Source organism: Micromonospora sp. M71_S20, from assembly GCF_003664255.1.
GTDB lineage: Bacteria > Actinomycetota > Actinomycetes > Mycobacteriales > Micromonosporaceae > Micromonospora.
Map to the genome: position 1 here is coordinate 327,582 of NZ_RCCV01000004.1, position 18,126 is coordinate 345,707.

At 69.6% G+C, this 18,126-nt stretch carries 11 protein-coding genes; 6 read left to right on the forward strand and 5 right to left on the reverse strand.

Annotated features, from left to right (window positions below; genetic code table 11):
- Nucleotides 1–15 precede the first annotated feature (15 nt).
- Together DER29_RS30670 and DER29_RS30675 are read right to left on the reverse strand one after the other, a co-directional pair.
- Nucleotides 16–813 (reverse strand): alpha/beta fold hydrolase, encoded by a 798-nt coding sequence (locus tag DER29_RS30670; protein ID WP_121401108.1) that lies wholly within the window; start codon nucleotides 811–813, stop codon nucleotides 16–18.
- Between the two features lie 64 nt (nucleotides 814–877).
- Nucleotides 878–2,128 (reverse strand): NAD(P)/FAD-dependent oxidoreductase, encoded by a 1,251-nt coding sequence (locus DER29_RS30675; RefSeq protein WP_121401109.1) that lies wholly within the window; start codon nucleotides 2,126–2,128, stop codon nucleotides 878–880.
- Nucleotides 2,129–2,439: 311 nt separating this feature from the next.
- On the opposite strand from DER29_RS30675, the gene DER29_RS30680 reads away from it, so the two are divergent.
- From DER29_RS30680 to DER29_RS30695, 4 genes are all read left to right on the forward strand, one after another.
- Entirely contained in the window at nucleotides 2,440–4,260 is a 1,821-nt protein-coding gene (locus DER29_RS30680) for a hypothetical protein (RefSeq protein WP_148710148.1), read from the forward strand.
- A 267-nt stretch (nucleotides 4,261–4,527) separates the two neighbouring features.
- On the forward strand, nucleotides 4,528–5,784 hold the full coding sequence (locus DER29_RS30685) for a pyridoxal phosphate-dependent aminotransferase (protein WP_148710149.1): 1,257 nt from the start codon (nucleotides 4,528–4,530) through the stop codon (nucleotides 5,782–5,784).
- A gap of 208 nt (nucleotides 5,785–5,992) precedes the next feature.
- Nucleotides 5,993–6,202 carry an MbtH family protein gene (locus DER29_RS30690; protein ID WP_121401112.1) on the forward strand — a complete coding sequence of 70 codons (210 nt, stop codon included), beginning with the start codon at nucleotides 5,993–5,995 and terminating at the stop codon, nucleotides 6,200–6,202.
- Between the two features lie 17 nt (nucleotides 6,203–6,219).
- The gene (locus DER29_RS30695; protein WP_121401113.1) at nucleotides 6,220–11,253 is read left to right on the forward strand and encodes a non-ribosomal peptide synthetase; all 5,034 of its coding nucleotides are present in this window, start codon (nucleotides 6,220–6,222) and stop codon (nucleotides 11,251–11,253) included.
- A 328-nt stretch (nucleotides 11,254–11,581) separates the two neighbouring features.
- Here the strand turns inward: DER29_RS30695 and DER29_RS30700 are convergent, their stop codons facing one another.
- The 3 genes from DER29_RS30700 to DER29_RS30710 all read right to left on the reverse strand — a co-directional run bounded on the left by DER29_RS30700 (nucleotide 11,582) and on the right by DER29_RS30710 (nucleotide 15,628).
- Nucleotides 11,582–12,130 carry a dihydrofolate reductase family protein gene (locus DER29_RS30700; RefSeq protein ID WP_121401114.1) on the reverse strand — a complete coding sequence of 183 codons (549 nt, stop codon included), beginning with the start codon at nucleotides 12,128–12,130 and terminating at the stop codon, nucleotides 11,582–11,584.
- 443 nt (nucleotides 12,131–12,573) lie between these two features.
- Complete coding sequence (locus tag DER29_RS30705) at nucleotides 12,574–13,950, reverse strand: aspartate aminotransferase family protein (protein ID WP_121401115.1); 1,377 nt, start codon at nucleotides 13,948–13,950, stop codon at nucleotides 12,574–12,576.
- A 97-nt stretch (nucleotides 13,951–14,047) separates the two neighbouring features.
- Nucleotides 14,048–15,628: a GMC family oxidoreductase gene (locus DER29_RS30710; protein ID WP_121401116.1), complete on the reverse strand. Its 1,581-nt coding sequence runs from the start codon at nucleotides 15,626–15,628 to the stop codon at nucleotides 14,048–14,050.
- Nucleotides 15,629–16,054: 426 nt separating this feature from the next.
- On the opposite strand from DER29_RS30710, the gene dpgA reads away from it, so the two are divergent.
- Together dpgA and dpgB are read left to right on the forward strand one after the other, a co-directional pair.
- Nucleotides 16,055–17,209 (forward strand): 3,5-dihydroxyphenylacetyl-CoA synthase DpgA, encoded by a 1,155-nt coding sequence (gene dpgA / locus DER29_RS30715; protein WP_199729618.1) that lies wholly within the window; start codon nucleotides 16,055–16,057, stop codon nucleotides 17,207–17,209.
- A complete protein-coding gene (dpgB, locus tag DER29_RS30720; RefSeq protein WP_199729619.1) occupies nucleotides 17,206–17,949 on the forward strand; it encodes an enoyl-CoA-hydratase DpgB in 744 nt (247 codons plus the stop codon). Before dpgA ends, dpgB begins: the two co-directional genes overlap by 4 nt.
- Nucleotides 17,950–18,126: the final 177 nt, after the last annotated feature.

Consider the following 18,126-nt stretch of genomic DNA (forward strand, 5'->3'; position numbering starts at 1 on the left):
TGCCTGGACGCGCTGTCAGTGTGACTCGATGTACGCGGCGACGATGTCGGCCAGCTCCCGGGTGACCTTACCCGCCGGCTGCGGCGTCGACAGCCCGCACACCTGGTACGCGTCCTTGCGGAGGCCCCTGACCGTGACGGTCGACGGCGAGTCGGACATCACCGTCACCGCCGCCCGGCCGGCGGCCCGATCGGTCGACGTGTCGTTGCGGCAGGCCAGCAGGAAGGCGAGCCAGCCGCGGTACCAGACGAGCAGGTCCGAGAAGGCTGCCATCGAGCCGGTGAGGTCCCTGCTGGCCGCCAGGGCGTTCATCTCGTCACGGAAGATCTGCTCCATCTCGGCGACGACCTGCTCAGGATCGCCGTTCAGCTCCGGGCACGCGCGGGTGGCCTTGCCGAACTTGCTGAGGTACTCGGCGAACTTGTCGGCCACGAGCTCGTCGTCGGGCCACGCCGGCTGCACCAGGACGGCGGTGACCGGACGGCTGGACGCCAGCAGGTCCGCGACGCGCAGGGTGAGCGCGGCGGCACTGCAGTGCGACACCACGAAGGCCGGGCCATGGTCCGCACCGAACCTGTGGAACTCGTCCGCGCAGGTTGCTGCCAGCTCCGGCAGCGGGACGTAGCGGCGCGCCCCGGTCAGCACGCCGATCGGGTCGATCTGGAACACCGGCCTGCCCTGAATGCTCTCGCTGAGCATCTCGCTCATCCGGGGCGCCAGGGTCAACGCCTGGAAGTCCGCTACCAGGATGGGGTTGGCATCACCGGCGCTGAGCCGCCGGAGTACCAGTTCGTCGATCTCTGAATGGGTCATGTCGCCCCTTCGCTCGTGCTGGCGTGCAGTGCTGAAATTCCTCCCTGCGCCGGCGCGCAGGTTCTCATCGGGCAAAGTGGTCCCGCGCGAACGCGCTCCCGGCCTGCGCAGACCACTGGGCGAGCAGGTCTCTGGTGTAGAGCTCCTCCGGGGGCAGGATTCCGCCCACCACGGCGAGGTACCGCTCGGTGAGCTGTGGCGAGTCCTGGACGACGCGCAGCATGGCGATCCGGTCGGGGGTGGGGTCGAGGCGCGCCGTCACCAGGTTGGTCTGGTAGTTCGGGGCCATGTGCTCGTCCCGCGCGACGGCGAAGCTCGAGAGGGCGGCGTCGAGCCGGGCCGGATCGCCGATGGCCGCCGCCGGGTCGTCGCCGCCGAGTTCGCCCGCCAGCAGCTCCGACTGTACGAACGCGTCGGTGATGCCATGGGCGTTGATGGAATCCTTGTGGTGGCCGGCATCGCCGACCAGGACCCAGCCCGGGCCGTTGGCGCGGCGGAAGAAGTTGCGTTGGTTGCCGGTCCCGTACAGCCGGTCGGTGATCGTCGCGTCGGCCAGCCGCTGCCAGAGGTCGGGCGCGGTGGTCGCGATGGTGGCCCGGTAGGCGGTCATGGCGTCGCGCCGGACGCGGTCGAACTGCGCCTGCGGCAGGTACGCGGCGATCAGCGTGAGGTCGTCGTGCGTACGCAGCGCGGCCACCCAGCCGCCGGGGCGCTCGTAGATCTGGAAGTCGGCCCCCGTCACGCCCGCCCAGTAGGTGTAGTAGACGCAGGTGAGGTTGGGGTGCTGGGCGTACAGGGGTGCGTCGACCAGCCTGGCCACGGTGGAGCGCATGCCGTCGGCGCCGACGACGAGGCGGGTCCGCTCGGTCACCTCTGCGCCGTCCGCCGTCCGCAGGCGTACGCCGGTCACCCGGCCGTCGTCGTCGGTGGTCAGGCCGGTGACCGTCGTGCGGTCGCGCACCTCGGTGCCGGCCGCCGCGGCAGCCTCGGCAAGGATCGTGTCGAGCACGTAGCGACGCGGCGCGTAGGCGCCGACCACGCCCGGCAGCGTAGGCGCCGGCCCGCTCAGGCAGACGTCGGCGACGCGGTAGGTGACGGTCTGCAACGGCGGGGCGCCCGACTTGTGCACCTGGTCCAGCAGGCCCCAGCGAGCTAGCCGCTCGACGCCGGATTGATGGATGTACAGCCCGGACAGGGTGTCGCTCGGGAACCTCGCGCGATCCAGCAGGAGCACCCGGTGTCCCGCCCGGGCCAGCAGGAGCGCCGTGGTCGCACCCGCACAGCGCGCCCCAACCACAACAGCGTCGTAGGTCACCGCTTCATGGTCCGGCCGGTGATGAGACCGACCAACTCTCTCCGTGCTGGCCAGCCACAAGCGCTGGTCGCGTCCCGTCCCGTCGGGGGAGCGCCCGCCGCGTCGGGGCCCGGAACCTCCGCACGCTCAGAGAGGCGACGCGCCCGTCGGGGCGTCAAAGATGGACGCGCGGTCGCCGGGAGCGGCCAGCCCCGTGGTGTTCCATCCACGCTTCCGCTACGACCGTCGGTGAAGGAGAGCAGGACGATGACGAGGCCGGGAGTTCTTCCACTGGCAGGTCAGGAACAGAAGATCGCAGGGTGTCCGCGCGTGTGGTCGCCACGGACGTCCGCGACTCCCCGGCCGCCGGGTTCGGCGGCCCATTCCCCGGTACGTCCGAACGGGGAGTCCTGGCCCGGGCGAGAACCGACTGTCCGCCGAGAACCCTGCGGCTCACGTATCAACAGCTGGAGGTTCTGGCGATGAAGATGAGTCTTCAGCCCGTTCAGGAATTCGTCGGCGCTGATCCTCGCTACCACTGGGACTATCCCAGCCCGGGAGCGGTGGATCCGCTGCGGAAGCTCGGCTCGGTGTGGTATTTCGGTCTGCCGCTCACCTCCGCGCACCGCGACGCCCACAACGCCGGTGACGCCCTGGGCGAGGGACTGACCGAGGAGGACCGCTACCGCAACGAGGGCTCGGTGTATCCGCATGCCAGCCTCGTCGAGATGATCACCTATCAGGCCAGGTGCTTCCCGGACATCGCCTGGCGCTACATGGACATGGGGCATCTGGGCTGGCCGGAGGTGCGGGCCGCGATCAACGAGGACCCGCCCGACGTGGCGGCGTTCTCGGTCTACACCGCGACGACCCTGTGGGCGATGATCGTGGCGGCAGAGATCAAGAGAGTGAACCCCAAGGCCGTCGTGGTGTTCGGCAACGACCATGCCGGGATCCTTTACCAGGAGACGCTGACCGGCAAGTACGGCAGCCGCGTGGTGGACTTCGTCAGCACCGGCAACAACGGCCCCTTCACGATGATGGGTCTGCTGACCCACCTGCAGGGCGGGCTGGATCTGCGGAAGGTTCCGTCCCTGGCGTACCGGGTGCCCGGTGGCGAGGTCGTGAATCAGGATGCCGGGACCTTCCCGCTGAACCGGCGGATCCTTCCCGACTACCGGTTGATCCTGGACCAGCTCGAGAACCACTACGACCGCGCGTTCAACGTCTGGTACGCCAAGCACTACGACCTCAAGCGGATGGTCACGGTTCCGCTCGACGGCGGGTGCACCTGGGGCAAGCGGCCGGGTCGCCGGTGCATGCACTGCTCGATCCAGGGACTGACCCCCAAGACGGTGGACGTCGCGTCGGCGATCCCGGTGCTGGAGACGATCGTCGGGGACCTCGGCGCGAACGTCTACGCCTGCGGTGACTCGACGCTCGGCTTCTCGAGCGAGCAGTGGGACGGGAACATCTCCTACCTCAACGACATGGCCGAGGCCTGTGCCAAGTCTCCGATCCTGCAGAAGCAGCGGTTCATGCTGGCCTACGGGCTGGTGTACGAGTTCCTGGAGTCCGCCGAGCTGTGCAAGGGGTTCGTGCGTACGTGGAACGTGGGGCTGGAGGCATTCGACCCCAAGCTGCTCAAGGCGGATTCCAAGGGCATCAACAAGGGGCCGGAGCGGATCTCGGAGGCCCTGGAGCTGGCGCGTTCCCTCGACTACAAGCTCTTCGCGTCGGGGATCATGGGCCTGCCGGGGACCACGATGGAGAACCTGCGCAGCGAGGTGGACAGCTGGCTCTCGATGGCCGAGACCTATCGCGACCTGATCACCAGTATCTCCGTCGCGCCACCCGGGATCATTCCCGGCTCGCGCATGTACTGGGAGAGCTACAAGACGCATCCCCAGGTCCGGGCCTCGCACGGTGAGATCCTTCCGGCGAGGCGGCTGACGGCCCTGTACATCCGCGAGAACACCGAGGTGGAGCTCGAGGACGTCGAGGCCGCGATCACCGATCTGAGGAACGGCATCGCCGAGCTGAACGGCGTCACGGAGCACATGAAGTTCGGCTACTACATGCTCGGCGGCCGAGACGAGGACGAGGCCCTGGAGTACCGGCTCCTCGACGAGATCTGCTCTCAGCTCGACTGAACCGTGGGCCCGCACTCCCGATCCCGACCGGACCGCCGAGCGGCTCGGCCCGCGGCTGGACGTCCCGGGGTGACGACCCCGGCGTCGACTCTGCCGCCCGACGCCGACGACGTGCCGGTGAGGTCCGCGACCTGCGACCGCGGCACGGCCGTCCGCTCGCAGCCGTCCGCGAGCGGCGGTCCCCAGGACGGCGATCGGCTGTATGCGGACCGCCGGGTGCGCCCGTGACGTCCGGCGGGCATCTCGATCAGTTCGCCGTACCGCACCGTGATCAGTCGCGCCGAAAGGCTGCGTCCATGTCAGGAGAGGAACCAGTTCATGTCGATAACGCCGGACCTGGACACCATGTTCAGGTCGCCAGCGAACATTCCTGTCGGCGAGTCGGTGATCCGCGGGATGACCCGCGCCTGCCAGACCGCGAACGCCGTCAACCTGGCGCAGGGAATACCGAGCTACCCGCTTCCGTCGAGCCTCGAAGAGGCCGCCGTCGCGGCCATCCGGTCGAACGACAACCAGTACACCTCACCCCGCGGCAGCGAGCAGTTCCTCCAGGCCATCAGTGAATTCGAGCAGCGCCGCTGGAACATGCCGGAGCCCTACGACCCGGAAAAGCAGATCTGCGTGACCTGCGGGGCCACCGAAGGAATGCTGGCCGCGCTCCTCGCCGTGGCGGAGCGGGGGTCCAATGTCATCATCATCGAGCCGGCCTACGAGTCCTACGCGGTCAACCTGCGACTCATCGGTGTGGAAGCCAGGTACGTCCACCTGAAGGGCCCCGACTGGGAGCTCGACCCCGCAGCTGTCGCCGCCGTCGCCGACCGGAACACCCGCGCGGTCATCGTCAATTCACCGCACAATCCCACGGGGCGCGTCTTCACCAGGGACGAGACCCAGGGTCTGGCCGATGTCTGCCAGCGGCTCGGCATCGTCGTCATCCACGACGCGATCTACGACGAGCTCTACTTCACCAGTGAGCGACCCGCCCGGATCTCCGACGTCCCCGGCATGGAGCAGCAGTCGATCACGATCAACGCCCTCTCGAAGATGTTCTCCGTGACCGGCTGGCGGGTCGGCTGGGTGACCGGGTCGCAGAATCTCATGGAGCGCGTCGCCCGGGTGCACGACTTCCTCACGATCGCCGCCCCGACTCCCTTCCAGGCGGCCGGCGTCGCGGCGCTCTCGTTGCCGGAGAGCTACTTCGACGAGCTGCGGGACGTCTACCGGCGGCGACGGGACATCCTGGTCAACGGACTCGAGAAATGCGGTATCGAGTTCCAGCGGCCCGCCGGCGCCTACTACGTGATGTGTGACGCCACCTCCTTCGCGCTGCGGGGGGAGGGGGAATCGCAACTGGTCCAGCGCCTGCTGCGGGAGGCCGGCGTCGGCGTCGTGCCCGGCCAGTGCTTCTACGGTTCGACGGACCGGGCGCGCCCACCGCAGATCCGGATCGCGTTCGCGAAGGGCGAGGACACGGTCGCCGAAGGCGTCCGCCGCCTCCACAGCTATCTCAGCGTGAACCAGTAGCGCCTTTTCAGATCGGGCCCGCCCGATGGTCCTGACAGCTCGCCCGGAACGGGTGGGCCAGTCCCGCCCCGCGCACTTCCCGAGATACGCACGGACTCGACAGGGAACGGATGTCACCCGTCGGCAATCGTGAAGGTGCGACAGGCAGGTCTGCCTGTGACTCTGGCAAGCGACCCGTCGGCGTCACCGACTAGCGGAATGAGATGCCATGATTAATCCATTCGAAGACCCTGACGCCCTGTACCTGGTTCTCGTGAACAACGAGGGTCAGTACAGCCTGTGGCCCGCCGCCATCGCCGTTCCCGACGGCTGGGTCACCGCGTACGACAGGAATTCCCGCTCGAACTGCCTCAAGTACGTGGAAGAGCATTGGACCGACATGCGGCCCAAGAGCTTGATCGAAGCCGACCGTGGGTGAGCGGAGCAATCGTGACGATGAACATCAGTGACCAGGTGACGGCGGATTCTTCTGCTCCTGCGAGGGAGGTCCTGGGTGAGCTGTTCACGGCGCAGGTGACCCGGACCCCGGATGCGGTCGCGGTGGTGTTCGAGGACACGGTGCTGTCGTACGCGGAGCTGGACGCGCGGGCGAACCGGCTGGCCCGGTACCTGGTGAAGCAAGGTGTCGGCCCGCAGCGACTGGTCGCCGTGGCGATGGAACGCTCCGCGGAGCTGATCGTCGCGGTCCTGGCGGTCCTCAAGTCCGGTGCCGCCTACCTGCCGATCGACCCCGCCTACCCCGCCGACCGGATCGCCTTCATGCTCGCCGACGCCGCTCCGACGGCTATCCTCGCCTCGCGCACCGTGGCCGCGACCACCCTCGGCGTGGCATCGAACAGCGTGAGCGGCGCGCGGGTGATCGCGGTCGACGACCCGGCGATCCACACTGCCGTGGCAGCCCTGCCCGCCACCGACCTGTCTGATGCGGACCGTGTCGCGCCGCTGCTGCCCGGCCACCCCGCCTACGTGATCTACACGTCGGGGTCGACGGGGCGGCCCAAGGGTGTCGTGGTCGAGCACCACTCCGCCGCGTGGTTGGCGTCCTGGGCGGCGTCGACGTTCGGCCCGGACCAGTTCAGCCGGGTGCTGGCGTCGACGTCGTTGAGCTTCGACGTGTCGGTGTTCGAGGTGTTCGGACCGCTGGCCTGCGGCGGCTGCGTGGAAGTGGTGCGGGACGTGCTGGTGCTGGCGCGTGGCCGCTGGTCCGGCAGCCTGATCAGCACGGCGCCCTCGGCGATGACGGGGGTGCTGGCCGCGGCGGATTCCTCCGCGTCCGCGGACGCGCAGACGGTGGTGCTGGCGGGCGAGGCGTTGACCGCGCCGGTGCTGCGGGCCGTGCGGGCGGCGGTGCCCGGCGCCCGGGTGGTCAACGCGTACGGGCCGACCGAGGCCACGGTGTACGCCACGGCCGGGGACATGGCGGCGGAGCTCGAACTGGGCGACGGACCGCTGCCGATCGGCCGCCCGCTGGCGGGCGCGCGGGTGTACGTGCTGGACGAGGAGTTGCGGCCGGTTCCGGCGGGGGTGACCGGCGAGCTCTACCTCGCGGGCGCGGGGCTGGCCCGGGGGTATCTGAACCGACCGGGCCTGACGGCGGAGCGGTTCGTGGCGTGCCCGTTCGATGCGGGGGAGCGCATGTACCGCACCGGGGACCTGGTCCGATGGGCCGACGACGGCCAGATCGTCTTCGTGGGACGCGCTGACGACCAGGTGAAGATCCGGGGCCTGCGGATCGAGCCGGGGGAGATCGAGTCGGTGCTGGCCGCGCAGCCGGGAGTGGGCCGGGCCGTGGTGGTGATGCGGGAGGACCGTCCCGGTGAGCCGCGGTTGGTCGGCTACGTGGTGCCCGCGCCCGGCAGCCGGGTGGACCCGGCGGCGGTACGGCGGGAGGCCGCCAGGACGCTGCCGAGGTACATGGTGCCGGCCGCGGTGATGGTGCTGGACGCGCTACCGCAGACGGTGAGCGGCAAGCTGGACCGGCGAGCGCTGCCGGCGCCGGACTTCGGTGCCGCGGTCGGCGACCAGGATCCGGCCACCCCGCATGAGGCGGTGCTCGGTGAGCTCTTCGCTGAGGTCCTGGGCCTCGACCGGGTCGGCGTCGGAGACAACTTCTTCGACCTGGGCGGGCACTCGCTGCTGGCGACCCGCCTGATCAGCCGGGTGCGGTCGGTGTTGGGCGCGGAGCTGGACATCCGCGTGGTGTTCGAGAACCCGACGGTGCGGTCGCTGGCGCGGTCGCTGGCGGGGGCGGACAGTGCGCGGCCGCCTCTGGTGCGGGTGGAGGACCGGCCGGAGCGACTGCCGTTGTCGTTCGCGCAGCAGCGTCTGTGGTTCATGAACGAGTACGACGGCCCGAACGCGATGTTCAACGTGCCGTTCGCGTGGCGGCTGCGTGGCGGGCTGAATGCGGAGGCGCTGACCGCGGCGCTGCGGGACGTGACGGGTCGCCACGAGGCGCTGCGCACGGTCTTCCAGGTCGCTGGCGGGCAGCCGTACCAGCGGGTGGTGGACGCGGCGGTGGCGGTACCGCGGGTGACGGTGGCCGAGGCCGATCAGAGGAGCCTGCCGGGCTTGCTGGAGGGGGCCGTACGGCACGTCTTCGACCTGGCCAACGAGCTGCCGGTGCGGGCGTGGCTGTACCGACTGGGGCCCGCGGAGCACGTACTGCTCGTCGTGATGCACCACACCGCCAGCGATGGCTGGTCGGCCGGAGTGCTCGTACGGGATCTGAGCGAGGCGTACCGGGCACGGCTGGCCGGGCGGGCCCCGGAGTGGGCGGACCTGCCGGTGCAGTACGCCGACTACACGCTGTGGCAGCGTCGGCTGCTCGGCGAGGACCGGGACGGCGGCGGCGTGCTGGCGGGGCAGCTGGAGTTCTGGCGCTCCGCGCTGGCGGGCCTGCCCGATCAGCTGGACCTGCCGACCGACCGGCTGCGGCCCGCGCATCCCACGCATCGCGGCGGCATGGTCCAGCTGGAGCTGGACGCCGAGCTGCACCGCAGGCTGGAGGAGCTGGCGCGCGAGCACCAGGTGACGTTGTTCATGGTGCTGCAGGCCGGGCTCGCGGTGCTGCTGTCGCGCAGCGGGGCGGGCACCGACATCCCGATCGGCACCATGGTGGCGGGCCGCACCGACGAGGCCGTCCACGATCTGGTGGGATTCTTCGGCAACACGCTGGTGCTGCGGGTGGACCTGTCGGGCAACCCGAGCGTCGGCGAGCTGCTGGGCCAGGTGCGGGAGCTGGACCTCACCGCGTTCGCCAACCAGGACGTGCCGTTCGAGCGCCTCGTGGAGGAGCTCAACCCGGTCCGGTCCGCCTCGCGGCACCCGCTGTTCCAGGTGATGCTCACCTCCGATGACGACACCAGCAAGCACTGGCAGGTGCCGGGTCTGCTGGCGCAGACCGAGCCGGTGGTGGGCGAGACGGCCAAGTTCGACCTGACCATGTTCTTCCGCGGGGAGTACGCCGCCGACGGCTCGCCGACCGGGATCCGCTGCGCGTTCGAGTACGCCCTGGACCTGTTCGACGCGTCCACCGTGCAGGCCCTCGCCGGCCGGCTGACCCGGCTGCTGAGCCAGGCTGCCGACGACCCGGACCGGCGGATCAGCGAGTTGGAACTGCTCACGCCGGCTGAGCGGGACCTCATCCTGCGCCAGTGGAACGACACCGCCCACCACGCTCCCGGAACGACGATAACCGAGGCCTTCGCGGCGCAGGTGGCCCGCACCCCGGACGCGGTCGCGGTCGTCGACGCCCGGACGAGGCTGACGTACCGGGAGTTGGACGAGCGGTCCAGCCGACTGGCGGCGATGCTGACGACCGCGGGCGTCACGACGGAGTCGCCGGTGCTCGTCGTGATGAAACGGTCGGCGCAGCTGTGGGTGGCGCTGCTCGCCGTGCTCAAGGCCGGCGGGGTGTACGTGCCCGCCAACGTGGCCTGGCCGGTGTCACGGATCGCACTGGTGGCCGACGACGTGGATGCGGTGGCGGTGCTGTGCGACGAGGACCTGACGGGAATCGCCAAGCAGGCGAGCCCCGAGGCGCCGGTCGTACTGGCCACGGCCGCGGATGTCGACACCGGGACGCGGGTGGACCTCCCGGACGCGGTGCGGCACCCGGACCAACTCGCGTACGTGATCTACACGTCCGGGTCGACCGGAGTGCCCAAGGGAGTCGCGGTGGCGCACCGGGACGTGGTCGACATGGTGCTGGACCCGGCGTGGCCGGACGGCGTGCACGAGCGGATGCTGGTGCACTCACCGCACTCGTACGACATCGCGACGTACGAGCTGTGGATAGCGCTGCTGCGCGGAGGCACCTGCGTGGCGGCGCCGGCGGAGGAGATGAGCATCGCCGACCTGGCGGAGGTGATCGCCTCGACGGCCCCGACGGCCATGTGGCTCACCTCGGCGTTGTTCGACGCGGTGTCGGTGGAACAGCCGTCGGCGCTGGCCGGGCTGCGGATGGTCGTGGTCGGCGGGGACGCCGTGTCCGGCGTCGCGCTGCGCCGGGTGGTCGAGCGGTGCCCGGGCGTGCTGATGGTCAACGGGTACGGGCCGAGCGAGACGACGACGTTCACGACGTTGCACATGATGACCGACTTCTCGGACGAGGAGGCGACGCGGCCGGTGCCGATCGGCGGGCCGATGGCCAACATGCGGCTGTTCGTGCTCGACAGCGCGCTGCAGCCGGTGCCGGTGGGGGTCACGGGCGAGCTCTACATCGCGGGCGCCGGAATGGCGCGGGGCTACATGAACCGGCCGGAGCTGACGGCGGAGCGGTTCGTGGCGTGCCCGTTCGGTACGGGCGAACGGATGTACCGTACGGGGGACCTGGTCCGGTGGGCCGACGACGGCCTGCTGGTGTTCGTGGGGCGCACCGACCATCAGGTGAAGATCCGGGGGTTCCGGGTCGAGCCGGGCGAGATCGAGGCGGCGCTGGTCGCGCAGCCGGGGGTGGGCCAGGCCGCGGTGGTGGCGCGGGAGGACCGGCCCGGTGACCGGCGGCTGGTGGCGTACGTGGTGCCGGAACCCGGCGGCCGGGTGGACCCGGCGGCGGCACGGCAGGAAGTGGCCAGGACGCTGCCGGAGTTCATGGTGCCGACGGCGGTGATGGTGCTGGACGCGCTGCCGCTGACGGTGAACGGGAAGCTGGACCGGCGGGCGCTGCCGGCGCCGGACTACAGTTCCGCGTCCAGCGGCCAGGAGCCGGCCACGCCACGAGAGGCGAAGCTGTGTGAGCTGTTCGCCCAGGCGCTGGGCGTCGACCGGGTGGGAGTCGACGACAACTTCTTCGACCTGGGCGGCCACTCCCTGCTCGCCGCCGTCCTGCTGGCTCGGCTGGAAGACCAGTACGGCATCAAGATCACCCTCAAGACCTTCCTCGCCAACCCTTCGGTCAACGGTGTCGCCAGCCAGGCGCCGCTGCCCGGCGTGGACCAGCGCGACACGAGCCCCAGTGCCGTGTGAGGGCGGGCGACAGCACCGGCCGGAACAGGGCCGGTGTGTCGTGAGCCGGGCCGGGCGTTTCGCGGTCCCGACGCGACGGTGATCGAGAACTGAAGAGGTCTCCGGTGTGCGGTTGCGTCTGACCGAACCGCACACCGGAGACCTTTTCGCGCCCGTGGTGGTCGACCATGCGGGCCGCGGCGGAGGAATCCGCGCCGCGACGGCGGTCACGACAATCCGACCGCCCCAGGAGGAGAGCGCGATGGCGATCTCGTGCTGGTGCGGTCGGATTGTCCAACCAATAGCGTCCGGGTGAAGATCTCTCGAATAGGGATCCCGGGTGTTTCTGTTATCTCCTCGGCTCGTACCGCATCGCGACCGCGCCCGACTCGAACTGCTTCTTGTCGACGAGCTTCAGGTCGATCGACTTCGGGAGCCCCGCAAACAGAGTCGGCCCGTGCCCCGACAGTCTCGGGTGGACCACAAACTCGTACTCGTCGATCAGATCCAGCTCCGCCAACGCGAACGCGAGTTGCACGCCGCACAGGAACAAGCCATTGCCTGGCTCCTGCTTGAGCTGCTCAACGGCCTTGCCCAGGTCGCCACGCAGCACCTCGGCGTTCCAGTCGACATGCTCCAGCGTGTTCGACACGACGTACTTCTTCGCCGAGTCGAGCGTCCGGGCGAAGTGGTCCGTCGATTCGGGCCGCGTTCCCGGCCCCGCCGCCGGCCGCCACGCCTCCTCCATCATCTTGTAGGTCACCCGACCGAAGAGGAGGGCATCGGCCCGGGCGAGGTTCTCGGCATAGTGCCGATGAATTTCCTCGCCTCCGGCTGATTCACGATGGTCGTAGCACCCGTCCAATGTGACGTTGAGGGAAAACCGAAGAGGTCTCATCGCGTTAGGGTACCACCAGACTTCGGACAGCCAAGGAGGTCATTGCGCCGGTCGCCGGATGTTGATCACGGAACGGAAGCCGGGGCTTGGATGGCCTGGAAGTGGTGTATCGGCCCGGACGAATTGACTGGCACGCGGTGCTACGCAGTGGATCGCGCCCGGGCGCAGGTCGAATGGGCGACGAGGAAGCGATCTCGGCGCTCGCGATATCCCGAAGGACACTCGTTTCATCCGGTGCCGGCGTACGCGCGGGATCCGTATTGCCGCCGTGCGACCAGCCGAATCTTGCGATGTTCCGGGCGTGTCGCCGATACGTGTTCGCCCCACTCGGGGCGGTGAGGGCGTCGGGTACGTGACCGTCCACGCGCGAACGGGTCGCGCACGGCGGCCTACGCCATCCGTACGCGACCCGTTCCGACACGCCGGCGCGCCGGCCCCGACCGTCAGGAACGCAGCTGACCGTCCTCGCCGAGCCGGGACAGCACCTCGACGGTGGCCGCGCTGGCCCGCGCGGCCTCGGCCTCCTCGAGCACGAACGGCGGAGCCATGACGAGCACCGGACCGTACGGCCGGGCGATGACTCCGTGCGCCCGATGCAGCTCCGCCACCACGCCGAACGCGACCGGCGGCGGCATCGGTTGGCGGGTGGCCCGGTCGGCCACCAGTTCGATGCCGACCGTCGCCCCCGTCACCCGGACCTCACCCACGACCGGCAGGTCGGCCGCGGCCGCCAGGCCCCGGCGGAGCCAGCCGCCGATGGTCGACGACCGGGCCAGCAGGTTCTCCTTCTCGATGAGGTCCAGGTTGGCCAGTGCCACGGCGCAGGACACCGGATGACCGAAGTAGGTGAAGCCGTGCTGGAAACCCTCGCCGCCGGCGATCGCCGCGCCGACCTCGTCGCTCATCAGGACCGCGCCGAGCGGTGCGTACCCGCTGGTGATGCCCTTGGCGGTGACGACGACATCGGGTGCCATGCCGCGTCCGGGCGAGGCGAACCAGGTGCCCGTCCGGCCGTAACCGGTGACCACCTCGTCGGCGATCAGCAGGATCCCGTGCCGGCTCAGGACCTCGCGGACGCGGGGCCAGTAGTCCGGCGGCGGCTCGACGACGCCGCCGCCGCCCATCACCGGCTCACCGATCATGGCGGCGATGCGGCCGGGGCCGATCTCCTCGACCACCTGCTCCAGCTCGGCCACCAGGAAATCGGTGATCTGCTTCCCGCCGTACATCTCCGGGTGGAACGGGAAGGGCGGTGACACCTTCCGCACGTGCGGCAGGGTCGGCCCGACGCCGTGGTGGACGAAGTCGAATCCGGTGGCGCTCCCGCCGCCGTAGGTCGAGCCGTGGTATCCCATCTGCCGCGAGATGATCCAGGTACGGTCCGGCTCGCCGCGCCGGCTGTGGAAGAGCCGCGCCGCCTTGATCGCCATGTCCACGCCCTCGGAGCCACCGGAGGTGAAGAGCACCCGGTTGAGGTTCTCCGGGGCGAGCGAGGCCACGCGCTCGGCGAGCTGGATCGACTGGTCGTTGGAGAACTCCCCGAAGCTGGTGAAGTACTCCAGGCGGCCGACCTGCTCCGCCATCACCTGGCCCAGCTCGGTGCGTCCGTGGCCGACCTGCGCCAGCCAGTTGCCGGCACCGGTCATGTCCAGCAGCTCGTTGCCACGAGCATCCCAGACGGTCGAGCCCTTCCCCCGGACGATGACACACCGGTCGGTGCGGTCGCCCGTCAGGAGCGGGTGGATGAGATGCCGTCGGTCCAGGTCCTCCAGCTCGGCTGGCGACCTAGAGGAAGTCGGGTCGGCGTAGGAGATTGTCACGAACTACCTCACTTTCGTGGGTTGGTTTCGACTCCGGCGACGCTCGCCGAACCGAACGGGCAGACGACCTCGCGCCGCGTGGAGCGTGCGTCGTTCGTCAGTGGCTCGTGACGGCGGACAGGTCGGGTGACAGTGGCGCCAGGCCGCGGACCAGGTCGGCGGCCTTCTCGGCGATGGCGATCGTCGGCGCGTTGGTGTTGCCGCTGATGAGCCGCGGCATCACTGACGCGTCGGCGACCCGCAGGCCTTCGGTGCCGAGCACCCTCAGCTCCGCGTCGGTGACCATGCCCATCGCGCACGATCCGGCCGCGTGATAGGACGACTGCGTGTTGCGCCGCAGGAAGTCGCGGATGTCGGCCTCGGAGTCGGAGGCCGGCACGCTGACGGGCCGCTCGGTGTACGGCGTCAGCGCCCGCTGCCGGGCGATGTCCAGCGCGACCCGTACCCCGTCGACGGCGGTCCGCAGGTCGGCCTCGTCGGCGTAGTAGTTGTGGGTGATCCGCGGCTTGGCCGTGGGGTCGTCACTCGCGAGCGTCACGCTGCCACGGCTGCGCGGTTGCAGCACGTACGCGCCGAACGAGAGCGCGTGTTGGCTGGGTGCGCCCAGACCACCGTCGACGTACATCACCGGCAGCGAGACGAACTGCAGGTCCGGTGCCGGTAGCCCGGGGCGTGAACGGACGAAGCCGCCGGCCTCCGGCCCGTTGGACGACAACGGGCCCGAGTGGTGCTCCGCGAACTGCCGCTGGTAGCGCTCCTCGCCGGCGACCAGCAGGCTCACCGGCTGGTTATGCCCGTAGACCAACCAGAACTGCGGGTGGTCCTGCAGGTTCTGCCCGACGAGCGGCTGGTCGACGACGACCGGGATGCCCAGCGCCGTGAGCAGGTCGGCCGGACCGATACCGGAGAGCATCAGCAGCTGCGGCGAGTTGTACGCGCCGGCGGTGAGGACGACCTCACGCTCGGCCCTGATCGTGACGGTGTCGTCCCCCCGCCATCCGACGATCCCGGTCGCCCGGGCACCTTCCATGACGACCCGGACGACCTGGACGCCGGTCTCGACCGTGAGGTTCGGCCGTTCGACCGCCGGACGCAGGTAGGCGACGGCGCTGCTGCACCGCATGCCGTCACGCTGCGTCACCTGGTAGTACGCGAAGCCGTCCTGTTCCGGGCCGTTGAAGTCGTCGTTGGCCGAGTAGCCCGCTTCGATCGCGGCCGCGATGAACGCGTCCGACATCGGGTTCCTGGATCGGTTGTCGCTGACCGCCAACGGCCCGCCGGCGCCGTGGTGCGCGGAGGCGCCGCGCTCGTTGTCCTCGGCGCGCAGGAAATACGGGTGAAGCTCGTCGTAACTCCAGCCGGGTTGCTCCCAGGAGTCGTAGTCCTGGCGATGACCCCGGGTGTAGATCATGCCGTTGATCGAGCTCGTGCCGCCCAGCACACGTCCCCGGGGCAGATAGATCCTGCGGTCCGCGCAGAACGGCTCGTGGTGGCTGTCGTAATCCCAGTCGTGCCGCGTACGGAAGAGCTTGGCAGCGCCGGCCGGGACGTGGATGTTCGGTGACGCGTCCGTCAGCCCGGCCTCGATCAGGCAGACCTTGACGTCGGGATCCTCACTGAGCCGCGCCGCGAGTACACAGCCGGCCGAACCGCCGCCGACAATCACGTAGTCGTACATTCGCTCGTCCTCTGCTCTCGGTCCGACACGCACGCAGAATTGCCGAATCCGATCCTGTACGGCGGCTCAGGGCACGGCATCTTCGCGCTTGCCTGAACCGCACGCCTCGCATGTGTCGACGGTGCCGAGGGCGGGAGCACCGCACAGTGGAAGATGCCCGCCACCGCGCAGGCGCCGACGATGACTGCGACGCGAAGCTGCCCTGCCGGACACCGGAAAGGGATCAGTTCACAACCGTTGAAAAGCCCGGTCATGGCCTCGACGCGAGGCCCGGGCAACCTCCGAGATGCAGCCGCCGCGTCTCGGGCCCCATCGTCGGCTTATGGGCGCGAACGCAACTTTGGCCGTAAGGCCATGGGTGGCTCGGATGCGGTCACGGTGCACGGCTGTCCAGCTACCGGCCGTCGGCAGAGATGGAGAGCAATCATGGGTTTGCCAATGACGGTCGACGCCGCCAGTACCCGGATCACGGGGGGACGGACGCAGGCAGCAGATTCTCCGTGGTTCCCATCCAGCCCGTACGCCTCGTCGATGGCCGGCGTGGGCTCGGCCGTATCGTCCACGTCCTTCTCGCAGCAGGACGTGCTGGACGCGTTCGACATCTCCGATCCGCGAATATGCTCGATATTCCTCAACAGCGCGATCCAGCGACGCTATCTGGCGCTGCCGCCGCTGGGGGAGGACGGCACCCGGCTGCCGGAGGCGCAGGGCGATCTGCTCGACAAACACAAGGCGCTGGCCGTGGACATGGGCGTGCGCGCGCTGCGCGCCTGCCTGGACGACGCGGGCGCCGCGGTGTCCGACATCCGCTACCTGTGCTGCGTCACCTCGACCGGATTCCTCACGCCGGGAATCAGCGCCCTGATCATTCGCGAGCTGGGGATCGATCGTCACTGCGCGCGCACGGATGTCGTCGGAATGGGCTGCAACGCGGGACTCAACGCACTGAACGCGGTGTCGAACTGGTCGATGGCCAATCCTGGCGAACTGGCCGTGATGGTGTGCACGGAGGCCTGCTCGGCCGCGTACGCGCTGGACTCGACGATGCGGACCGCGGTGGTGAACAGCCTTTTCGGTGACGGCGCCGCCGCGCTCGCGGTGGTCGCCGGCCCGGGTTCCGGCGCCCTGGGCGAACCTGGTCGGCCTCGCATCCTCAAGTTCGCCAGTTGCCTCATCCCTGACGCGATGGAGGCCATGCGTTACGACTGGGACCGCGAACAGAGCCGGTTCAGCTTCTACCTCGATCCACAGGTGCCCTATGTCGTCGGCGCCCACGCGGAACTCGTCATCGACCGCCTGCTGGCGAAGACCGGCCTGCTGCGTAGTGACATCAGGCACTGGCTGGTGCACTCGGGCGGCAAGAAGGTCGTCGACGCCGTGATGGTGAACCTGGGGCTGACCCGATACGACGTCCGGCACACCACCGGGGTCCTGCGTGACTACGGCAACCTGTCGAGCGGCTCGTTCCTCTTTTCCTATGAACGTCTCCAGCAGGAGAACGTCACCGCCCCAGGCGATTATGGAGTGCTCATGACCATGGGTCCAGGTTCCACGATCGAGACGGCGCTGATCCAGTGGTGACAGCGGAGACGGTCCGCACGGGCCGCAACGACCACCATGCCGTCGGCGCCGTGGACAGCGCACGAGGTGACCTCGAACTCCACGTCGACGGCTCGAAGCCGTTGACGCCGGCATGCGTCGCCGCGGTGGAGGCGATCTGCGCAGCGGTCGAGTCGGTCGAGGCCGCGACCATCCTCCCCGTCCATGTGTCCGGCGTGCCGGACGCGGGCTGGACGAGCCGCCTCGACGTGGCGTTGGTGACCAAGTGGGAGCGTTCCCTGCGTCGACTCGAGCGCCTCGGTGTCACGACCGTCGCGATCGCCTCCGGGGACTGCGGGGGCGTGGCCCTGGACGCCCTGCTCGCCACGGACTATCGCATCGCGACGCCGGACGTCCGCCTGTCGCTGTCGGTGTACGGCGAGGCGACCTGGCCGGGAATGGCGGTCTTCCGCCTCGTCCAGCAGGCCGGCGGGACGCGGATGCGCCGGGCGGTTCTCTTCGGCGCCGCCATCGAGGCGTCCGAAGGCGTCGACCTGGGCCTGATCGACGAGTTGGCCGAGGATCCGGCCCATGCGCTCGTCGCCGTGGCGGCGATGACGAGAACGTTCTCAGGTACCGAACTGGCTGTCCGTCGGCAGCTCATGTTCGACGCCGCGACCACCAGCTTCGAGGAGGCCCTCGGCCGACATCTCGCCGCCTGTGACCGAGCGTTGCGGCGGTCGGCCGCGAAGGCGGTCACCGACGGCCCCGGTGTCACCTGAGTGTCCGGCCGGTGATGTCCGGGGGGCGGACGGTGGTCGACGGCTGTCATCGATCCGCTGTCCCGTCGTCGAGGCTGAGCTGCGATGTCGAACGGGGGGAGACAGTTCTTTCACCGAGCGGCTCGGGGGAGCAGGATGTCGGCGAGGCGCACGTCGAAACCACCGGGACCCTTGCGT